Raw genomic sequence first — 15,820 nt, 5'->3', positions numbered from 1 at the left:
TGCAAGGTCACGGTTCCGGATCGAGAGGTTCAGGTCAACAACATCGGCTCGTTCGACATGCCGGCCAGTCCGGCAGAGGATGAGCCCGATGCTGACGGTGGGCCTACGTCCCGTCGGCCCAGCACGCTGGCGGCGATGGACTCGACGGAGCAGGTCGACAAGGCCTCCAGGCAGGCCAGCAAGGGGTCTGGCTGGCTGGCCGTGACCTCTGCCCAGGCCTTCACCTTCTCGACGAGGCTGTGGGCCTGTGCGATGCCCGCCGCACGGGTGCGCACCACCGGCACGATGCGCCCCTCGAGCTTGACCTCGGTGGCGCCGGCCAGCACGTTCATGATCGCCGCACGGTCGACCTCATGGCGGTCTTCTTCGGCAATCGTCCAGCGAACCCGGATGAAGGCACCCGCGATGTCCTGCTGCGCGACAGCGGTCCGCAGTGCGTCGAGCGCCGGTCTGCCCTCGAATGTGATGTCCACCGTGCGACGCGCAGGTGTCGGGTGCAACGAACATCGCGCGCCATGCGCATCGACCTGCCAGAGCAGGAAGCCCTTGTCGCCTTCTTCCCCGTAGTGGAAACGCCCGATGGAGCCGGGGTAGGCGATGCACTGCCGGCCCGCCCCACCGTCGCGTTGCCATGACTGGTGCCGGTGGATGTGACCCAGCAGGAACGCCTGGGCTTCTGCGGCGAACAGGCTGCCGGTGCTGAACTCGTGGTCGAAACCCGCCATGGGAACGCCGTGCTCTGAGACGCAACCGAAGACGGTCCCATGCGACACGCCGATGGTCGGCGTACCGAGTGCGCGAGCGGCGCGGTGGATCGGTGCGAACCCCTGCAGCAGGTCGGCCAGTTGCTCGCCCACGGCCTGCGCCGCAGCGCCGGCACCGACCGTTGACGCGACGACCGCCTTGTTCACCGTGGGCACGCAGGTGAACAAGGCGAGCAAGCCGGCCGGTACTGAATCAAAGCGCCAGCCCTCGGACGCGATCCAGACGCGATCGGCCGTCAGGCCCACCTGATGGATGCGATCCGCCACATGCACCGCATAGCGCCCGCCGAGCAATCGGAAGATCGCAAGCGTTCCCGGTGGTTCGTGTGAGTACGTGCCTTGCAGCATCAGCACCGGGCAGTGATCGGCCAGCCTTCGAACCTGAGCAGCCAGCCTGGCGGCGGCCGGTGCGTGCAGGTCCACCGCGTGATCAGTGGCGTCGCCGGAAATGACCGCCGCCTGAGCGTTCAGTCGGATCGCCTGATCGATGGCGTCGCCGAAGCAGCGGTCGGCCTCGGCCAGATTCTTCGGACCGTAGTGCAAGTCGGAAAAGTGTGCCACCCGGATCGAGGTGGGGGCAGTCACGACGCCACCTTCGTTTCGCTCTCGACCTTGTCGACGTAGCCCTGTGGATCGTTTCGATATCGCTCCAGTTCGTCCCAGGCTCGACGGCGGCCCTGCCGGTTGAGCTTCCAGCCGCTGCCCCAGCGACGGTCGGTGTAGGCCAGATAGACCCCCGCGCTGAGGCCGATGGCGCCAGCGCGAGCGATCACCTTGTCGAGCGCCGGCTCTCCACCCTCCCCGGCCGACACCGGCTCGGAGTCCGCCACGCGGTCGGCGACGCCTGAGCCGTCAACTGCTGGCTTGACGCCTTCGAGCACCTGGCTCGCGAACTCACCCTGAACGATGGCGGCATCGTCGTCTTCCGGACCGCGCAGAAGCGCCGACACATCGACCGGCGCTTCCAGTTCGATGATCCATTGCGGCACGCGCACTGCCTTGCCCTGTTCGTCGATGTGGCTGACCTCCATCAGCCGCTTGCTCAGATAGAACGGCGTTCGCTGCCGATCAAGGAAGCCGGAGATTCGTCCGCCGCGCAGGAAGCCAATCGTCTCGAACTTCTGGATCGCGGCGTTCATCGCGTAAAAGCTGTTGGTGTGCAGCTCGAAGGCGCTGATCGAGCGGATGCCGGGCACGAAGAATAGGAAACGTCCGTTCAGATTGCACTGCTTCGTCTGGTACTCGTGGCAGGTTTCCGGCTCGCAGACGCCACCGTTCTCCTGCCGCAGCATCGACTTGCGGCCGCCGAACAGCCGGATGGCGCGCTTGCCGTTGTCGGCCAGCGGCACCGGCGCATGGCAGTGGCAATGTCGCACCCGACCATCGGCGGAGTACTCGGACCAGAAGCGCTTCTCGTTGGCACCCCAGGCGGCCAGTTCGTGCGGCATCACGGTCTGCCAGTGGTCCGAGGGAAACACCACCGGGAAGCGATACAGCCGATGGCCCTCGCCCCGATCCTCGCCGTGTGCGTCCAGCAATTGCGTCGCGAGTGCCGGGTTCGCGAAGTCCTGACCCCGCACCGTGAACCAGGCCACGTTGCGCGGGATCAGCGGCGTCTTCAGCTTGGGCAATGCTTCGGCCAGTGCCTTCTCGATCTGGTCGAACGATTCGCCGGCGGCCACACCCTGATCGTAGATTTCGCGGGCGCGCGGCTGTTCGGCCGCGGCGCGCGACAGCACCTTGATGCCGGCCCTGATCTTGCCGGCCGTGGGGATGCGAGCCGCCGAGGGGCCTAGCAACGTGGCGGGGGCCATCGGCCCGCCGTGGATGGTCACGATGGCATTCGCCATGATTGCGCTCCTTCATGCGTGTCGAGACATCTCGACAAAACATGCTCTCGCGCGAACGGACCGCGTCAAGGGCGCGAATCACGGACTTGCAAGCGGCAGCGCCGGCATGACGGATGCGTCCGCCGGCCAGACCCAGCCATGATCGCAGGCACGCAGGGCGGCTTCCTTGATCTCCCGGTCCCTGGCGGTCATGAAGGGGCTGAAGACATGCAATGGCACCGGCGTTGCGCCCACGTCCAGCAGCAGCGCGTTCGGAAACCTCGCTGCACCCTGCGCGTCATAGCGCAAGGGCTTGACGAAACGCCGCCGTTGCTCGATCAGCGACTGCACCAGCGGCAGTTCGTGCACGCCCTCCAGCGGAATCCAGTGCTCGTTGGTCAGCACCAGGCTGGCCGCGTCGATCTCGTAGGTGTGCTCCCGGCGCGCGCGGATCAGCGCGGCCATCACGAGGTGCACCCGGCAGCCCGTATCCGCATCACTTGCCTCGAACAGCGGAGCGAACACCTTCTCGATCCGCGCCCATGTCTTACTGTCCACCAGCAGGGGCGCATCGGGCATGTGTCGAATCCAGACTCGGTGGCCCGAGGGAGTGGACTCGACGGCCTTGAACTCTCCGAGAACGATGGCCAGCGGACTGCGGCCTTCGACCGGTCGCAGGATGTCGAGCTTCACGCGGCGCCGATGTGCCACCACCGGGTGCGTCGCCTCGTTGAACGGCTCCGGCACATACAGCCGTTCCGCCAGTGGAATGCCCTTCGCCATCACCTCCTGTGCGGCCGCGGTCAGGTATTTGTGGAGCACACCCTGGTTGCGCTTGCCCTCCATCGCAGGCGTCCACCGGTTGAATCCCGCACGCTCGAACAGGAAGTGGATCAGGCCACGCAAGCTGATGCGATGTCGTGCCACCTCCACATCGCCCGGCAAGTCGACGCCCGAGCGTGATCCACCGTGGCCAGGCGATCGCGTCCATGGGAAGTCCACGAACAACTCGATGGCGCCGACGTCGGACTCGCGAACCGCGTCGCCTACCAGTTCCCCCAATCCTGACAGCGCCGGGTCCGGCTCGTAGGACGGGCAGCCTGGGTGGTGTCGATGGCCGGTCTCCGGCATGCGCTTGACGACGAAGTGCCGAAGGCGGGAGACATACATCTCGATTCCGCCCGCGACGCAAAGGCATCGCGGTCGTTCGGGTGTGTCATGAACTTGCGCCAGAGCGTCTTGCAGCAGCGGGTCATCGCCGCTGAGGACCCGTCCCTTGATCGAGAAGCGCTGCATGTCCATGGCTTCGGAACCTTGCTCGATGCCTCGTCAGCATGCCAGCCGAAAGGTCCGCCCAGCCGGCAGCCATTTCGGAACTGCCTCTCTTGCAGGTCGGCCGATGATGGCCGAGACACGAACCGATGCAACTCGATGGTGGCAAGCCCCAAATTCCGGGAGGCGGCGCCAGACAAAGACATCGGCCCTCCCAAGGCGTCGACATTCGCTGCTGGAAGTTCAGTTCAGAGCAACTCATCCACCAACCGCGCCATCGTCGGCCGGGAGCGCGGGAACAATCCGCGCACCGCACTGCGGTCGCTGATGCCCAGCACCAGACCGACCTGCTCCTCGTCGGCGCCACGTTCGTAGAGGCGGGCCACCACCGTGTGCCGCACGGAGAGCGCGGTCGCTCCTTCGACGTCGGCATACCGGAACAGCTTGCGATAGGTCTCCAGGATGGGCCGGCACAGAAAGCGATGCTGCCCCGGCCCTCCGTAAGGCGTGATCTGGAACCCACAGCCCGTCGCGGTCAGGAACAGCCTGCTGTCGGGGTCCAGGCCACGGAACGCAGACGTAGGCCCCAGCCTCTGTCGGCTTTCGAGCCGCACGCGCAAGTAGGCGCTCAATGCGTCATCGAGTTTGCTGCTGGCGAAGAACAGCGGGCGCGACTTGCCGGTGATCGTCGCTTCCGCGCGCAACTCGGATTCACGCCGCACGTTGCCGGCGGAATCGAGGTAGTCCCGCACCTCGATGCGCGCAATCTCCAGCGGCCGTGCGCCGGTGGCGAACAGCATGTAGAACAACGCGATGTCCCGCGCCGGCTGCGCGCTCCGTCCCCGGATTCGATGCACAGCCTGGTCGATTTCTGCGGCCGACACGATTCGCGCCTGGCGTGTGCTGCAGAACGGCTTCGGCTCGAAGCGTTCGAGTGCCGCCAGGATCGCGGCCCGCTTGTGGCGCAAGCGGCGAACAAAGGCGGCTCCGCCTTCGTTGAGGCCTGCGATGCCCACCTCGGCACTCAACCGTCTGGCGATCCCCTTGACCCGGCGTTCCACTGCGGTTCGCGTGATGCCGTGGTCGACCGCCACGGCGTCGTAGGTGCGCCCTTCGATGACGGCTTTCAGCATCTCAATGGACCGTGCCGTGGTGTCATTCACCCCTTCCTGTTTGGTGTTGTGCACGTCTTGCTCCCCTGCTGCTGTCGAACGTCTCCATCGTCAGTCGCACGGCCAGGGGCAGCCACGCGAAAGCGCCTGTGAAGGCGCGGGGTTTCGGGGTCAGGGACGCGGTGCCAAGGCACCGGCGTCCGACACGCCTTCACCCACGTTCTGGTTCTTGCGCATCGCCATCGTCGCAGCCCAGCGAGCGAACGGCGCATCGCCGGACGCTGAATCGGTCACGGCGGCGGGCACCTTTGAGTGCATCGTATGGGACACCGATCCGCGAAGGGATGACTGTTTGCAAGGCAATGCGACATCTGGTTCAGGACGTTCCTGAAGCGACACGGCGCGTTGCCATCCGAAACCGACTGCCCTGCGCATCGATTGCCGTGACCGCCGCGGGTTGAAGGCCACACGCAGCCCGCACTCGCCGCACACTGACCTTCGCTTTGGCCTCTGGCCGACGCGCTCACCCGAGCGCCCCTGAGTCTGCTCAGGCGTCGCGGTCGTTACCCGCCCTCTTCCACTCAGGCTCCGCGCTCGCGCGCGGCGCGCCTCGAAACCCTCCGGACCTCCGCGTCCATGTCCCACCGGGAGCACGTCTCCCTGCTGGGCGGCCGTGTTCCCCATTTTGATTGGAGAACACCGATGGCCCGCATCACTGCGCCCTCTTTGTGGCTGCCCGGCTTCGCACCGGACATCCCCACCCTCAGCCCGCTCGACACCGAGCTGGAGTTTCAATCCCTCTCGCCCGCTCTCGCGGTACGGGATGACATCGACCTCACCGAGTCGACCGGCAACGCCGCCGACGAGGAGTCGACCGAGTTCAATCCCACTTCGCCGGCTCCCACCGCATGGCGCGTCGGCAGTGGCAGCCCGCAGCCGCAAGTTCGTCATCAGTGGCCCTTGCTGACGCGTGACCACCTCGTCCATCCCGGTGGCGCCGTCGCCAAATTCGGCTCCAATATGGCGGCCATCGACGTGCTGCGCCGGATCGAAGCCGAGCAGCGTCCGGCAACGTCTGTCGAGCGCGGCATCCTGCTGCGCTACACCGGATGGGGCGGCCTGCCGGCCAGTTTCAATCTCGAAGCGACGGACGCTGCTTGGCAGGCACGCGCTCGGGAATTGCGCGCACAGCTGGCGGACGAAGACTACGAGGCCGCACGTGCCTCGGTCAACAACAGCCACTACACCGCGGTCCACGTGATCGAGGCAATGTGGCAGGCCATCGAGCGTTTCGGCTTCAGCGGCAGGCCAGATCGGAGTCCGCTGCGGTGGACGTGAACACTGGTTCTGCTGAGGCGCCCTGACGGGGCCTTTCTGAGGCGTTCAGTCTCGCTTGTTGGCGTTCGACCGGCAAGATCGGCATGCACGCGAACTCACGCCCCTTCAAGACGAACCGACCAGGTACACCTCGCCCTATGGATGCCCTGACTTCAACGCAGTCGCGCGGTCGCGGGCTACCCAGCCCAACCTACATTTTCGGCGCCATCGTTTTCGGCCTGATCGGCCTCGTCGCATTTCGACGAGGTCGGAGGGCTGGGCAGCGAACAACGCTTTGGTTGGGCGTCGCGTTGATGGTCTATCCGTACGCCATCTCGCGGACTTGGCTGCTCTACGCCGTCGGGGTGGCGTTATGCGCATGGATTTATCTCGACAACAGGGGATGATTGCACGCATCGCCCCGGCGTCGCCTGCTGCCCACCACCGCCCTGCTCCGCGATCCAGCGGCGCACATCCTCGGCCCGCCACGCGGTGACCCGCGCCGACAGCTTGACCGGACCGGGAAACGTGCCCGCCTGAATGCGGCGCCACAGCGTGGACCGCGAGATAGGCACGAACACCAGCACCTGCGGCTGGCGCAGAAAGCCGGTCTCGGGCAATCGCACGACATTGCCAGTTTGTCGGTGGGGCGAAGTATCGGTGGAAGGAGGTAGAGCAGGAAACGTGGTCATTGCGACCGCGTTGGTTTGATTGCGCATAGTCGGGCCTCGCAGCGGCCATGGCCGCCAGCAGACGTGACCGGCTCTGTCGTGGCGACGCTAGGTCAGGGTTGCGTGGCCGATAGGGGCGCTACCTCGGCTGCACGGCGCGGGCGTCCCGGTCTCGCGGCGTGGAAGGAAGGCCGACCTGCGCGTAGCGGGTGGGCCTGTGGGGGGCACTGCGGTCGAACCGGAACTGCCCGTCAACCTGCTGATGGGCGCGCATCACGGCGGCATGAAGCAAGGCAGGTATCGACTGCGACGCCATCGCTGCGAGCGACGGAGGGTGCGCGGCGCGCACGGGGCGCCATGGCGGGCGACCTGTTGGAACGATATGAGAGTTTCCGGGCGCCTGCCTCATTGCACGAAGGCCGCCGCCGCCGTGGGCCTGACATTCCTGTCGATTGCGGGTGGCATGTGCGGCGCTGCTTCCACAGATGCGGTCCCAACCAAGCTGGCTACTGGATGGTTTCGGCGCCTGTCTCGAACGCCTGCGATTCGGCGGCCGGGATGGGATCGGCTTCGCCGACTGCGACGGCGTCGGCCGTGCCTTCGTTCGGCGAGCCCCCGCCACGCTCTGACTCATCAACCCGCGTCGGATGCGCCTCGGCCTCCGTTGGCGAGCCCGCATTCATGCGCCGACGCAAACCGGTCGCAAAGTTTCGGGCAGCATTCGCCACGTCGCGCACCTGCCGCTTGAGCCCGGCGCGCTGGATATCGACGGTCTGCGTCGTGATGACCTCGTGAATCTCCAGCGTTTGCAGCAGGGGCATCAGCTGGTCGAACTTGCCGAGGACTTCGAGGTAGCGCCTGCCGCTGGACGACAACACGCCCACCTCGATCTCCAGCGCCTTGGTGTCATAGGTCGCCACGCTGGTGATGCCGTTCGCCTGGAACAGCGCCTCGGCACCATCGATGGCCTTGTTCAGGGTGTCGGTCACTTTCTCCATCCGCTCGCGCAGCGCTGCCTCCACTTTGGCGATGTCCTCGTGATCCAGTCGCGTGCGCGCAATCACCGAGATGAAGTGGGCATTGAGCTGCAAGGTGCTGAACAGGCGCACGAAGAATCGCTTGCCTTCGGCGCTGGTGAAACGCGCCGGCATCTTGATGCTCGCCGCCTCGATGCGCCGGAAGTCCGCCTTCGTTTCCTTGGCCAGGATGCGTTCGTTGACACCGCCCTGATCCATCTTCACGATCTGCAGGCTCGGCGGGCTCGGTGGCGTGACGACGGACATGGCAATGCTCCTCGGCGGTCGGTGCTGGCCACCATGTTCCGCACCGCACGCTGCATTCGCCACGGGAAAGGCACCCCGGCTGCCTGCCCTTTCGGCATCAGCGTCGATCGGAGGCCATTTGCGCATTGACCGCCACGCGCCGCCCCGGTACCTTGACGATAGGCAGCAGCTGGCCCTGCATTCGATTCGGCAAGCCCTGGAGTTCACTGTCCTTCGCATGTGATCGCGGACCACCGGTCCTGCCCATGTGAAGGAGCGCCGATGCCGACCACGGCATCGCATCCCAAGACTTCTATCGAAGCACGTTTTCGAGGCGGCAGCACTTCCGCCCTCGCCCCCAAAGCGTACTTCGATCGGTAGCTGGCACACCGATCACGCGGCCTACGCCGCGCCAAGCCAGCCCCTGCAGTTTCCATCCGCAGCGCCGGTCCCAACGATCGGTCGTTCATCACCCCACGGGGGCGCACGCCTCCCGACAGGATGAGTGTCGCCTCTGTTTTCCATGGAGGCCACGATGTTGAACCCCACCGATCCACCCGCAGCCAGGCACCACGCCCACGCCGATCTCAGGCTGGCACCTCCCGCTGGACAACGCCGCGATCCCGGCGACAGGCATCACGGAGTCGTCCATGCGGACGAACCGGACGATGACGAGTCACCGATCGAATGGACCGAGGAGGACATCGTCTTCCTGCACTGGCGATTGCTCCAGGAGGTGAGCGACCTCTCCGACCCGGAGACGCCGCTCGAAACGAAGCTCGACACCTTGCGCTGGGTCTTCACCGATCGCAGCAAGGATCGCCAGCCCTTTTCGTTCGTGAGCTGCCTGCGAGTCGTGGGCTGCAGCCCGCTGTCGCCGATCGCGTACTGCGGCCTGGTCGATGCCGAAGAGGTCCGCGACCGCATCCGCCAAAGCGTCAAAGCCTGGCTCGCGGCCACCCTCGAACGCTACCCCGAGTGGGTGCGCGAAGCCGTCGTCCGCAACCCTGAGTGGGTCGAGGCGCGGCTGGCGAGAAACCCGCAGTGCATCAACGAGCAGATCAGGGCGCAAACCTTTCAGGGCGACCTGTTCGCCTGATCCGCCTTCCCGGAACTGCCGTGGCTCGCACCGCAGTTCCATCCGACTCAAGGAACACACCATGTCAACCGCCAAGTCATTCCTGTGTCTGGTGGCCATCGTTATCGCCTACGGCATCGCGGGCCACCTCGACTACGAGGACGCCGTGATGCTGGAGGAGATCGAACGCCCATCGCTCGTCGTCGTTGCAGACGACTGCGCTCCAGGCGAAACGAACGAGGCCTCAATGCGCCGGCCAAGCGAGCGCCGGAGCCCGGATCAACTGTTGGCCCGCGATGCAACCCGCTCCAGCGCCGCCGCCTTCATCCCACCCTGCCCCACCAACCAACGCTGAGGAGCCGACGATGCACACCGAAACCCAACGCGGCGAAGCCAGCCCTCTGATGCTGGCGGTCCGCTCGACCGAGGACATCGAATTCCTGGTCAAGGAAAGCGAGGTCCTCACCGGTCTGCCCGGCCGCAGGTTCGTGATTGCCGGCGCCGACCGTCTGACCTATCGCCTACTGTGGCATCCGCTGGGCTTCAAGGTCCAGCGGCTGGACGACCGAGGGAAGGTCCTGCACACGCAGAACCTGATGACCTTCGAATTCCTCGACCACAGCCTGCTCGAAGCCCTGCACGCAGGGCAGTTGTTCACCGTGCCGGTCGATTTCCCGCCGCGACGCGGTTGACCGAGCCATCCCCCCACCGGCAGGCCCACCCCGCCAAGGGAAGGGCCGCCTTCATGGAGACCATCATGCAGATTCAGGTTCGCATCAACGAAGAGGGCGCATTGCGCAACCAGCGCTACGCCTTCTCCGACAAGTTCACGCTCGTCTCCGAGCTGTTGCAAAACGCCCGGCGTGCCGGCGCAACCCGCGTCGAGATCGACCACGACGCGGCAACGAAGACCCTGCGCGTCGCCGACAACGGCGGCGGCATCGACGACTTCCAGAAACTGTTGACGCTGAACGAGTCGGGCTGGGACGCCGCGACACGCGACGAGGAGCAACCGTTCGGCATCGGCTTCTCGAAGTGCCTCTATTCGGCCACGCGCTGCATCGTCACGTCACGCGCCCAGCGCGTGGACTTCGAGACCGCTGCGGCCTTGGCCAGGATGCCCATCGATGTCGTCAGCGTACCGGGTGCGGACGGCATGGCAGCAGGCACCGTCATCGAGCTGCACGGCGTTGAACTGCCCGAACTCGATACGCGGATCGCCACCATGTGCCACGGCTTCCAGGTCACGGTGGTTTCGAACGGCAAGACCCTGGAGCGGCCGTTCGCCGCAGAGAACCTGCCGCTGACACCGACACCCGTCGGGGCGGTGTATCTCACTGGTCAGCGAAACGGCAAGCATCACCACAACACGCTGGTGTTCCTGCAGGGCTTCTGCGTGATGAAGCCGACGTACCACCAGCTCGACAACGTCAACGTCGTGCACCTGGACTCACGCCAGTTCGTGGCCAGGCTGCCGGACCGCGACAAGCTGATCGACGAAGAAGACCAGCGCAAGCGGATCGACGCTGCCCTGAAAGCCGTGTGGCGTCAGGTGCTGGAGGGTGCAAAGGCGGTGCTGCCTGCGGGGCAGTTCGTCGAAACCTACTACGCCGCCATGCGCGCCTGGGGGCACCACGACCTGATCAACGACATCGACGAGCTGCCGAGCGCGGTCTGTGACGACATCGTGAGCTACCCGTACCAGCAAGGGGGTGGCGACTGCGACTACCTTCGCACCTCGGCGTTGGTGCCGACCCGGCTGGCCATCGAGCGTGGCGAGGTCACGCTGACCGCACTCGACCCCGTCGACGAAGAAAACATCGGCCGCTGGATGTTCGCACGGGCCAGAGGCCATGTCGTCTTCAACAGCATCGGCCTGCACCTCGACCATTGGGTGCAGCGGCATGTGCGGTATCCGGAAGACGAAGCGTTGCAGGTCGAAGCCATCGACGAACGGGCGCGTGCGACCCTCGAGGGTCGGTGGATCTGGCCGGACGTGGTGTTGTGCCGCGCTGTCAGGGTACGGGTCGGCGACGCATTCGCCGACATCGCCGACGACGGCGTGTTCCACGACGGCACGCTCTACATCCCCGACGGCGAGGCGACGGGCCTGCCGGTTCGGCAGGCGTCGGATTTCACCGACGAGCACGACCAGTTCCTGGAGGCCGATCTCGACGCCGACCGGGAGGGCCTCGCGGACCTGATCCGGCGCCTGCGATCTGTCGATCCCAAGGACACGCTGGACTCGCTGCTGCAGGAGTTGAAGCTGGAGAAATACCCGCTGCTGCACGGCAGGACGTTTCGTCTGACCGTGGGGCCGGTGGCGCTCGGCCATTCGGTCGAGTTGGTGAACTGAGTAGTGAACTGAGAACGCGAATCGGGAGGAAGCCTTGTGCTTCCTCTCCAGAGCGCGCGCCGTGGCCTGAAGGCCTCGCGGACGCTCCGGAGAGTGTTCCCGCAGGTAGCTGACAGACCTGGAACCCATCGGGGTTCGCAAGTCAGCCCAGGAGATTTCTGGCGCACTGCGCCCCATCGACCCACCGTCCACGCAAGGCAGGAGAGCGAGCCCGCCAAACCCGGACCCGCCTTGCTGCGTGGCCCTCACCTTCACGGAGATCATGATGAATCCGAACCCACTTGCACCACTCGACACAACAGATCGTTCGGCGAGCCATCGTCACGGCACCTCCCCAACGCAGGGAGACCGCCATGCATAGCCCGGAGTACGCCGCCCGCATCGACGAGGCCAAGCGCCGTGCACACGGACGCTGGACCGAGATCCTCAAAAGCCTCGGCGTCGAAGAACGCATCCTGATGCGACGCAACCTGCCCTGCCCGCTGTGCGGCGGCACCGATCGCTTCCAGTACACCGACAAGTTCGGTGAAGGCAACTACCACTGCCGGCACTGCGGTCCCGGGGGTGGTTTCAAGCTGCTTCAGGCCGCGCTCGGTCTGGACTTCGCGACCGCGCTGCGCCAGGTCGAGTCCTGCGTTGGCACCGCCCCTGCGCCGGCGTCGGCCGGATCGAACGAGCCGTCTGCCGAGCGCATGAAGAAGCTCGCGCAGCGCATCTGGGGCGAGGCTCGGACGGTCACCGCCGGTGACGAGGTTGATCGTTACCTGGTCGGCCGCGGCCTGCGCCTGCCCCTCGTCCCCAAGGTGTTGAGATTTCATCCGGCACTCGGGTACTACGAGAAGGACGCCGCCGGCAAGTCCGTCAAGGTCGCTGAGTACCCCGCCATGCTTGCCTGCATCCAGGGTGCCGATGGCCACGCGGTGACCTTGCACCGCACCTACTTGAAGGACGGGAGCAAGGCACCGATGAGCGACCCGAAGAAGGTCTTGTCAGCCGGCATCAACGGCGCCGCAGTGCGACTGTTCGAGGCCACCGAGCAACTGGCGATTGCGGAAGGTATCGAGACCGCCCTTGCCGTGCGCCTGGCGACCAACAAGCCGGTGTGGGCGGCCCTCAACGCAGGCAACCTGGAGAAGCTGTGGTTGCCAGCGACGGTGAAGCGGGTGTGCCTGTATGCCGACAACGATGCCGACTCTGGGTACGACGGCCAGGCCTTCGCGTTCGCGCTCGCGCGCCGCCTGAAACGAGAAGAGGCCGGTAGTGGCCCGAGGCAGATCCAGGTGTTCCTGCCCAAGCAGCCGGGCCTCGATTGGGCCGATGTGTGGCGCTCGCGCATGGAAGGCATGCAGCGCGCCGCGTGAGAGTGGTGGCAATGCGGTCGAAAGACCGCATCCGCCTTGTCAGCGTCATCGACGGGCAAGCGCCTCGCGATGACGGCGACAAGGTTTCCCAACTGGTAGTTGTCAGACCAGGCTGCGCCGCAAGGTGCAGCGAAGACAGCCCTGGAGACGTTTGGAGTTCCCGGCGCGACCTGTTCGCGCCATCGTGGATCGGGCCCGGCCCGATCCGTCATTCACCCATCGCGGGGATGCGCATCCCCAACGATGGGGGCATGCCGTTCCCGCAACACCCTCGAAACGGAGATTGTTATGAAGAGCGGACGTTCTCTCGTGAGCCTGGCCCAGGAACTGCAGCGCCAGCTTCACTCGAAGAAAGACCTGGTCGTGCCGTCATCGCTGATGCGCCACGACACCGACGATACCGGCGACACCCGGCTCGTCATCGAAGAGGCCGGCGGCGCCAGCCGCTACGGCATCACCACGTTGGCGCGGCGCCAACTGGCCGACAAGCTGAAGATCCCCTATGCGTATTTCGAGCGCATGCGCAGCGAGCAGCCGGTGCTGCTGGACCGCAACGTCAACACCTGGCTGCAGAGCGACGACGACCGCCGCATGATCCGCACGCTCGACGGCAACGTCAGGGCAGTGCTGTCAGATCGCTACCGTCGGCTCGACAACTTCGATCTGGCCGAGAGCGTGCTCCCAATCCTGCAGCGGCTGCCGCAGGTACGCTTCGAATCGGTCGAACTGACCGAGACGCGCATGTACCTGAAGGTGGTGACGCCATTGCTCAAGCACGAGATGGCGCCTGGCGACGTGGTGCAGGCCGGCGTCGTCGTGAGCAACTCGGAGGTCGGCCATGGCACCCTGTCGGTTCAACCGATGCTGTACCGCCTGGTGTGCAGCAACGGCCTGATCGCGTCCGACCGCTCGATGCGCAAGACCCACGTCGGGCGCAGCATCGGAACCGAAGAAGTGATCACGGTATTCAAGGACGACACCTTGCAGGCCGACGACAAGGCATTCTTTCTGAAGGTGCGCGACGTCGTCGAAGCGGCCGTATCCGAGGCCACGTTTCTGCAGGCAGCCAACAAGCTGCAGAAGACGCTGGGCATTCCGCTGGTGGGTGACCCGGTGAAGACGGTCGAGGTGCTGGCCAACCGCTACGCCCTCAACGACACCGAACGCGCCGGCGTGCTGCGGCACCTGATCGCCGAAGCCGATCTGTCGGGCTATGGGCTGGTGAACGCCGTGACCCACTACTCGCAGGAGGTCGAGGACTACGACCGCGCCACCGAGTTCGAGGCGCTGGGCGGCAGGCTGATCGAGCTGCCGGCGGCCGAGTGGAAAGGTCTGGCCGAGGCGGCCTGATCCCCAGAGTGAGTCTCGGGCTCGACAACGGCGCGCCGCCCGCATCGAGCCCACCTGAAGCAAGGCGAACGCCACCGAGCCCCAGGGCTCGGTGGCGCTCTACCCCCCCATGAGGCGCTGCAAGCCGATAGCGCCGTTGACCCGGCCGAGGACACGCAGGCCCATGCGCCGCGCGGCGGCAGCGTCCTTGATGACGTTGTCCTCGTAGGCGTCGTTTTCGCACCGGAACACCAGGCCGGTGCCGATGCGGTTTTCGACCGTGCGGATCATGACCCGCCCATCGAGTTCGATGACATAGATGCCGTTTCCGGCCAGGCTCACGACGGTGCGGTCCACGAACACGAGATCGCCATCATGAATCCTCGGCGCCATCTCGTCGCCGCTCATCCGCGTCGGCTCGCAGTCATCGAACAAGCGCATCATTTCGCCCAGCAGTTCCAGCGCCGAATGAATCAGCCGGGGCTCTGAGTGCATGGCAGCGGTTGCCCGCTTGGGACCACGCCCCGTGGGCGGCTGCGGGAGTGCCAGCAACCAATCCGCGCTGCAAGCCAGCACGCGGCACAGCCGATCGAACGACGCGAGGTCGGGCAGCCCGGGTCGTTTCAGGTCCAGCCAGCGGCTGACGGTCTGCGCCGCCCGTTCGGTCAGCGCAGCCAGGTAGGCCGTTCGCGCGTGGGCAGGAATTCCAGCCTCATCGAGCCGGCCAACGAGACGTTCCCTGAACCCTGAGTTCAACGAGGAAGGGCTGGCGTCGTCCACCTTGTAAGAAGACTTTTTCGTGCCGGTGGTTTTTGCGGACTTTGCAGTGATCATCGTTGTCGAGCGAGCGCACGACCTTCCGTCGCTGGAGCACATGCGCCGGTCCTTTCCTGAACGAGTGTGCGAACTTGCTTCGTACTGCCAAATGGCGCCGCGCTCCGCCGCGCTCACGCATTCGTCCGCAAATTCGTGCGATTGCGGATGGCAAACCGGTAAGCAATTGCACGCACCAGTTTTTGCTATTGCCGCCCAGGTTTCGCCCAACATATGCTGGCGCACACCCCGACAACTCATGCGAGCAAACAGGACACCGCCCATCGACGACCCACACCACGCCCCGCGCGGGCCCACCCGAGGCAAGCACCATGAACCATGCGCAGCTCTCCGACGTACAGATCGCCAACCTGACCCTGTTGCTCACCATCCGTGACGGCGTCATGCAGGATCGCCTGGCCACCTGTTGCAAGTTCGCACTCGACGCCGCGCAGGCAGAACGGCTCGGCACCCTCGGTATTCAGCAGATCATGGCCATCGTTGCCAACGTCGGCGACGCCACCCTGTTTCCCCCGCGACGCGACCTGCTCGCCCTGCTCGATCTGCCGCTGCCGCTGGCGCGACCCCTCGCTGCGGTGCACGCTGCCAACCATCTGGTGGCGTGACTGAAGCGCCCGGTGCAGATGCAACCCGGA

At 65.6% G+C, this 15,820-nt stretch carries 15 protein-coding genes; 8 read left to right on the top strand and 7 right to left on the bottom strand.

What is annotated here, in order from left to right:
• Positions 1-29: 29 nt before the first annotated feature.
• The 4 genes from AC30PD_RS07425 to AC30PD_RS07410 all read right to left on the bottom strand — a co-directional run bounded on the left by AC30PD_RS07425 (position 30) and on the right by AC30PD_RS07410 (position 5,052).
• The gene (locus tag AC30PD_RS07425; RefSeq protein ID WP_489535010.1) at positions 30-1,349 is read right to left on the bottom strand and encodes a metallophosphoesterase family protein; all 1,320 of its coding nucleotides are present in this window, start codon (positions 1,347-1,349) and stop codon (positions 30-32) included.
• Positions 1,346-2,614 (bottom strand): recombination directionality factor, encoded by a 1,269-nt coding sequence (locus AC30PD_RS07420; RefSeq protein WP_489535009.1) that lies wholly within the window; start codon positions 2,612-2,614, stop codon positions 1,346-1,348. Before AC30PD_RS07420 ends, AC30PD_RS07425 begins: the two co-directional genes overlap by 4 nt.
• A 78-nt stretch (positions 2,615-2,692) precedes the next feature.
• Entirely contained in the window at positions 2,693-3,895 is a 1,203-nt protein-coding gene (locus tag AC30PD_RS07415) for a DUF1173 family protein (protein WP_489535008.1), read from the bottom strand.
• Positions 3,896-4,113: 218 nt separating this feature from the next.
• Positions 4,114-5,052 carry a site-specific integrase gene (locus tag AC30PD_RS07410; protein ID WP_489535007.1) on the bottom strand — a complete coding sequence of 313 codons (939 nt, stop codon included), beginning with the start codon at positions 5,050-5,052 and terminating at the stop codon, positions 4,114-4,116.
• Positions 5,053-5,679: 627 nt separating this feature from the next.
• Between AC30PD_RS07410 and AC30PD_RS07405 the strand changes: the two genes are divergently transcribed.
• On the top strand, positions 5,680-6,315 hold the full coding sequence (locus AC30PD_RS07405) for a hypothetical protein (protein WP_489535006.1): 636 nt from the start codon (positions 5,680-5,682) through the stop codon (positions 6,313-6,315).
• A gap of 350 nt (positions 6,316-6,665) precedes the next feature.
• Here AC30PD_RS07405 and AC30PD_RS07400 read toward each other — a convergent pair whose 3' ends face one another.
• Entirely contained in the window at positions 6,666-6,986 is a 321-nt protein-coding gene (locus tag AC30PD_RS07400) for a helix-turn-helix transcriptional regulator (RefSeq protein WP_489535005.1), read from the bottom strand.
• A 485-nt stretch (positions 6,987-7,471) separates the two neighbouring features.
• Positions 7,472-8,248 (bottom strand): DUF1845 domain-containing protein, encoded by a 777-nt coding sequence (locus tag AC30PD_RS07395; RefSeq protein WP_489535004.1) that lies wholly within the window; start codon positions 8,246-8,248, stop codon positions 7,472-7,474.
• 514 nt (positions 8,249-8,762) lie between these two features.
• On the opposite strand from AC30PD_RS07395, the gene AC30PD_RS07390 reads away from it, so the two are divergent.
• From AC30PD_RS07390 to AC30PD_RS07365, 6 genes are all read left to right on the top strand, one after another.
• Complete coding sequence (locus AC30PD_RS07390; protein WP_489535003.1) at positions 8,763-9,326, top strand: hypothetical protein; 564 nt, start codon at positions 8,763-8,765, stop codon at positions 9,324-9,326.
• 61 nt (positions 9,327-9,387) lie between these two features.
• Positions 9,388-9,660: a hypothetical protein gene (locus tag AC30PD_RS07385; RefSeq protein WP_489535002.1), complete on the top strand. Its 273-nt coding sequence runs from the start codon at positions 9,388-9,390 to the stop codon at positions 9,658-9,660.
• Between the two features lie 10 nt (positions 9,661-9,670).
• Complete coding sequence (locus AC30PD_RS07380) at positions 9,671-9,997, top strand: hypothetical protein (protein ID WP_489535001.1); 327 nt, start codon at positions 9,671-9,673, stop codon at positions 9,995-9,997.
• A gap of 53 nt (positions 9,998-10,050) precedes the next feature.
• Positions 10,051-11,661 (top strand): ATP-binding protein, encoded by a 1,611-nt coding sequence (locus AC30PD_RS07375; RefSeq protein WP_489535000.1) that lies wholly within the window; start codon positions 10,051-10,053, stop codon positions 11,659-11,661.
• Between the two features lie 353 nt (positions 11,662-12,014).
• Entirely contained in the window at positions 12,015-13,022 is a 1,008-nt protein-coding gene (locus tag AC30PD_RS07370) for a DUF7146 domain-containing protein (protein WP_489534999.1), read from the top strand.
• A gap of 288 nt (positions 13,023-13,310) precedes the next feature.
• Positions 13,311-14,372 carry a DUF932 domain-containing protein gene (locus AC30PD_RS07365; protein WP_489534998.1) on the top strand — a complete coding sequence of 354 codons (1,062 nt, stop codon included), beginning with the start codon at positions 13,311-13,313 and terminating at the stop codon, positions 14,370-14,372.
• 99 nt (positions 14,373-14,471) lie between these two features.
• Here the strand turns inward: AC30PD_RS07365 and AC30PD_RS07360 are convergent, their stop codons facing one another.
• The gene (locus AC30PD_RS07360; RefSeq protein ID WP_489534997.1) at positions 14,472-15,185 is read right to left on the bottom strand and encodes a S24 family peptidase; all 714 of its coding nucleotides are present in this window, start codon (positions 15,183-15,185) and stop codon (positions 14,472-14,474) included.
• A gap of 311 nt (positions 15,186-15,496) precedes the next feature.
• On the opposite strand from AC30PD_RS07360, the gene AC30PD_RS07355 reads away from it, so the two are divergent.
• On the top strand, positions 15,497-15,790 hold the full coding sequence (locus AC30PD_RS07355) for a hypothetical protein (RefSeq protein ID WP_489534996.1): 294 nt from the start codon (positions 15,497-15,499) through the stop codon (positions 15,788-15,790).
• The last annotated feature ends 30 nt before the right edge of the window (positions 15,791-15,820 follow it).

It is taken from the genome of Rhizobacter sp. (genome assembly GCF_032229685.1).
Taxonomy (GTDB): domain Bacteria; phylum Pseudomonadota; class Gammaproteobacteria; order Burkholderiales; family Burkholderiaceae_C; genus LMDS01.
The sequence above is the reverse complement of the archived record's forward strand: the minus strand, read 5'-3'. Positions and strand labels throughout refer to the sequence as shown.

What these genes read in the sequence shown, in the direction of transcription:
- AC30PD_RS07380 (WP_489535001.1), top strand. Translation starts at nt 9,671, where the DNA reads ATGCACACCGAAACCCAACGCGGCGAAGCCAGCCCTCTGATGCTGGCG.
- AC30PD_RS07355 (WP_489534996.1), top strand. Translation starts at nt 15,497, where the DNA reads ATGAACCATGCGCAGCTCTCCGACGTACAGATCGCCAACCTGACCCTG.
- AC30PD_RS07390 (WP_489535003.1), top strand. Translation starts at nt 8,763, where the DNA reads ATGTTGAACCCCACCGATCCACCCGCAGCCAGGCACCACGCCCACGCC.
- AC30PD_RS07360 (WP_489534997.1), bottom strand. Translation starts at nt 15,185, where the DNA reads ATGATCACTGCAAAGTCCGCAAAAACCACCGGCACGAAAAAGTCTTCT.
- AC30PD_RS07365 (WP_489534998.1), top strand. Translation starts at nt 13,311, where the DNA reads ATGAAGAGCGGACGTTCTCTCGTGAGCCTGGCCCAGGAACTGCAGCGC.
- AC30PD_RS07400 (WP_489535005.1), bottom strand. Translation starts at nt 6,986, where the DNA reads ATGACCACGTTTCCTGCTCTACCTCCTTCCACCGATACTTCGCCCCAC.
- AC30PD_RS07420 (WP_489535009.1), bottom strand. Translation starts at nt 2,614, where the DNA reads ATGGCGAATGCCATCGTGACCATCCACGGCGGGCCGATGGCCCCCGCC.
- AC30PD_RS07375 (WP_489535000.1), top strand. Translation starts at nt 10,051, where the DNA reads ATGGAGACCATCATGCAGATTCAGGTTCGCATCAACGAAGAGGGCGCA.
- AC30PD_RS07385 (WP_489535002.1), top strand. Translation starts at nt 9,388, where the DNA reads ATGTCAACCGCCAAGTCATTCCTGTGTCTGGTGGCCATCGTTATCGCC.
- AC30PD_RS07405 (WP_489535006.1), top strand. Translation starts at nt 5,680, where the DNA reads ATGGCCCGCATCACTGCGCCCTCTTTGTGGCTGCCCGGCTTCGCACCG.
- AC30PD_RS07395 (WP_489535004.1), bottom strand. Translation starts at nt 8,248, where the DNA reads ATGTCCGTCGTCACGCCACCGAGCCCGCCGAGCCTGCAGATCGTGAAG.
- AC30PD_RS07370 (WP_489534999.1), top strand. Translation starts at nt 12,015, where the DNA reads ATGCATAGCCCGGAGTACGCCGCCCGCATCGACGAGGCCAAGCGCCGT.
- AC30PD_RS07415 (WP_489535008.1), bottom strand. Translation starts at nt 3,895, where the DNA reads ATGGACATGCAGCGCTTCTCGATCAAGGGACGGGTCCTCAGCGGCGAT.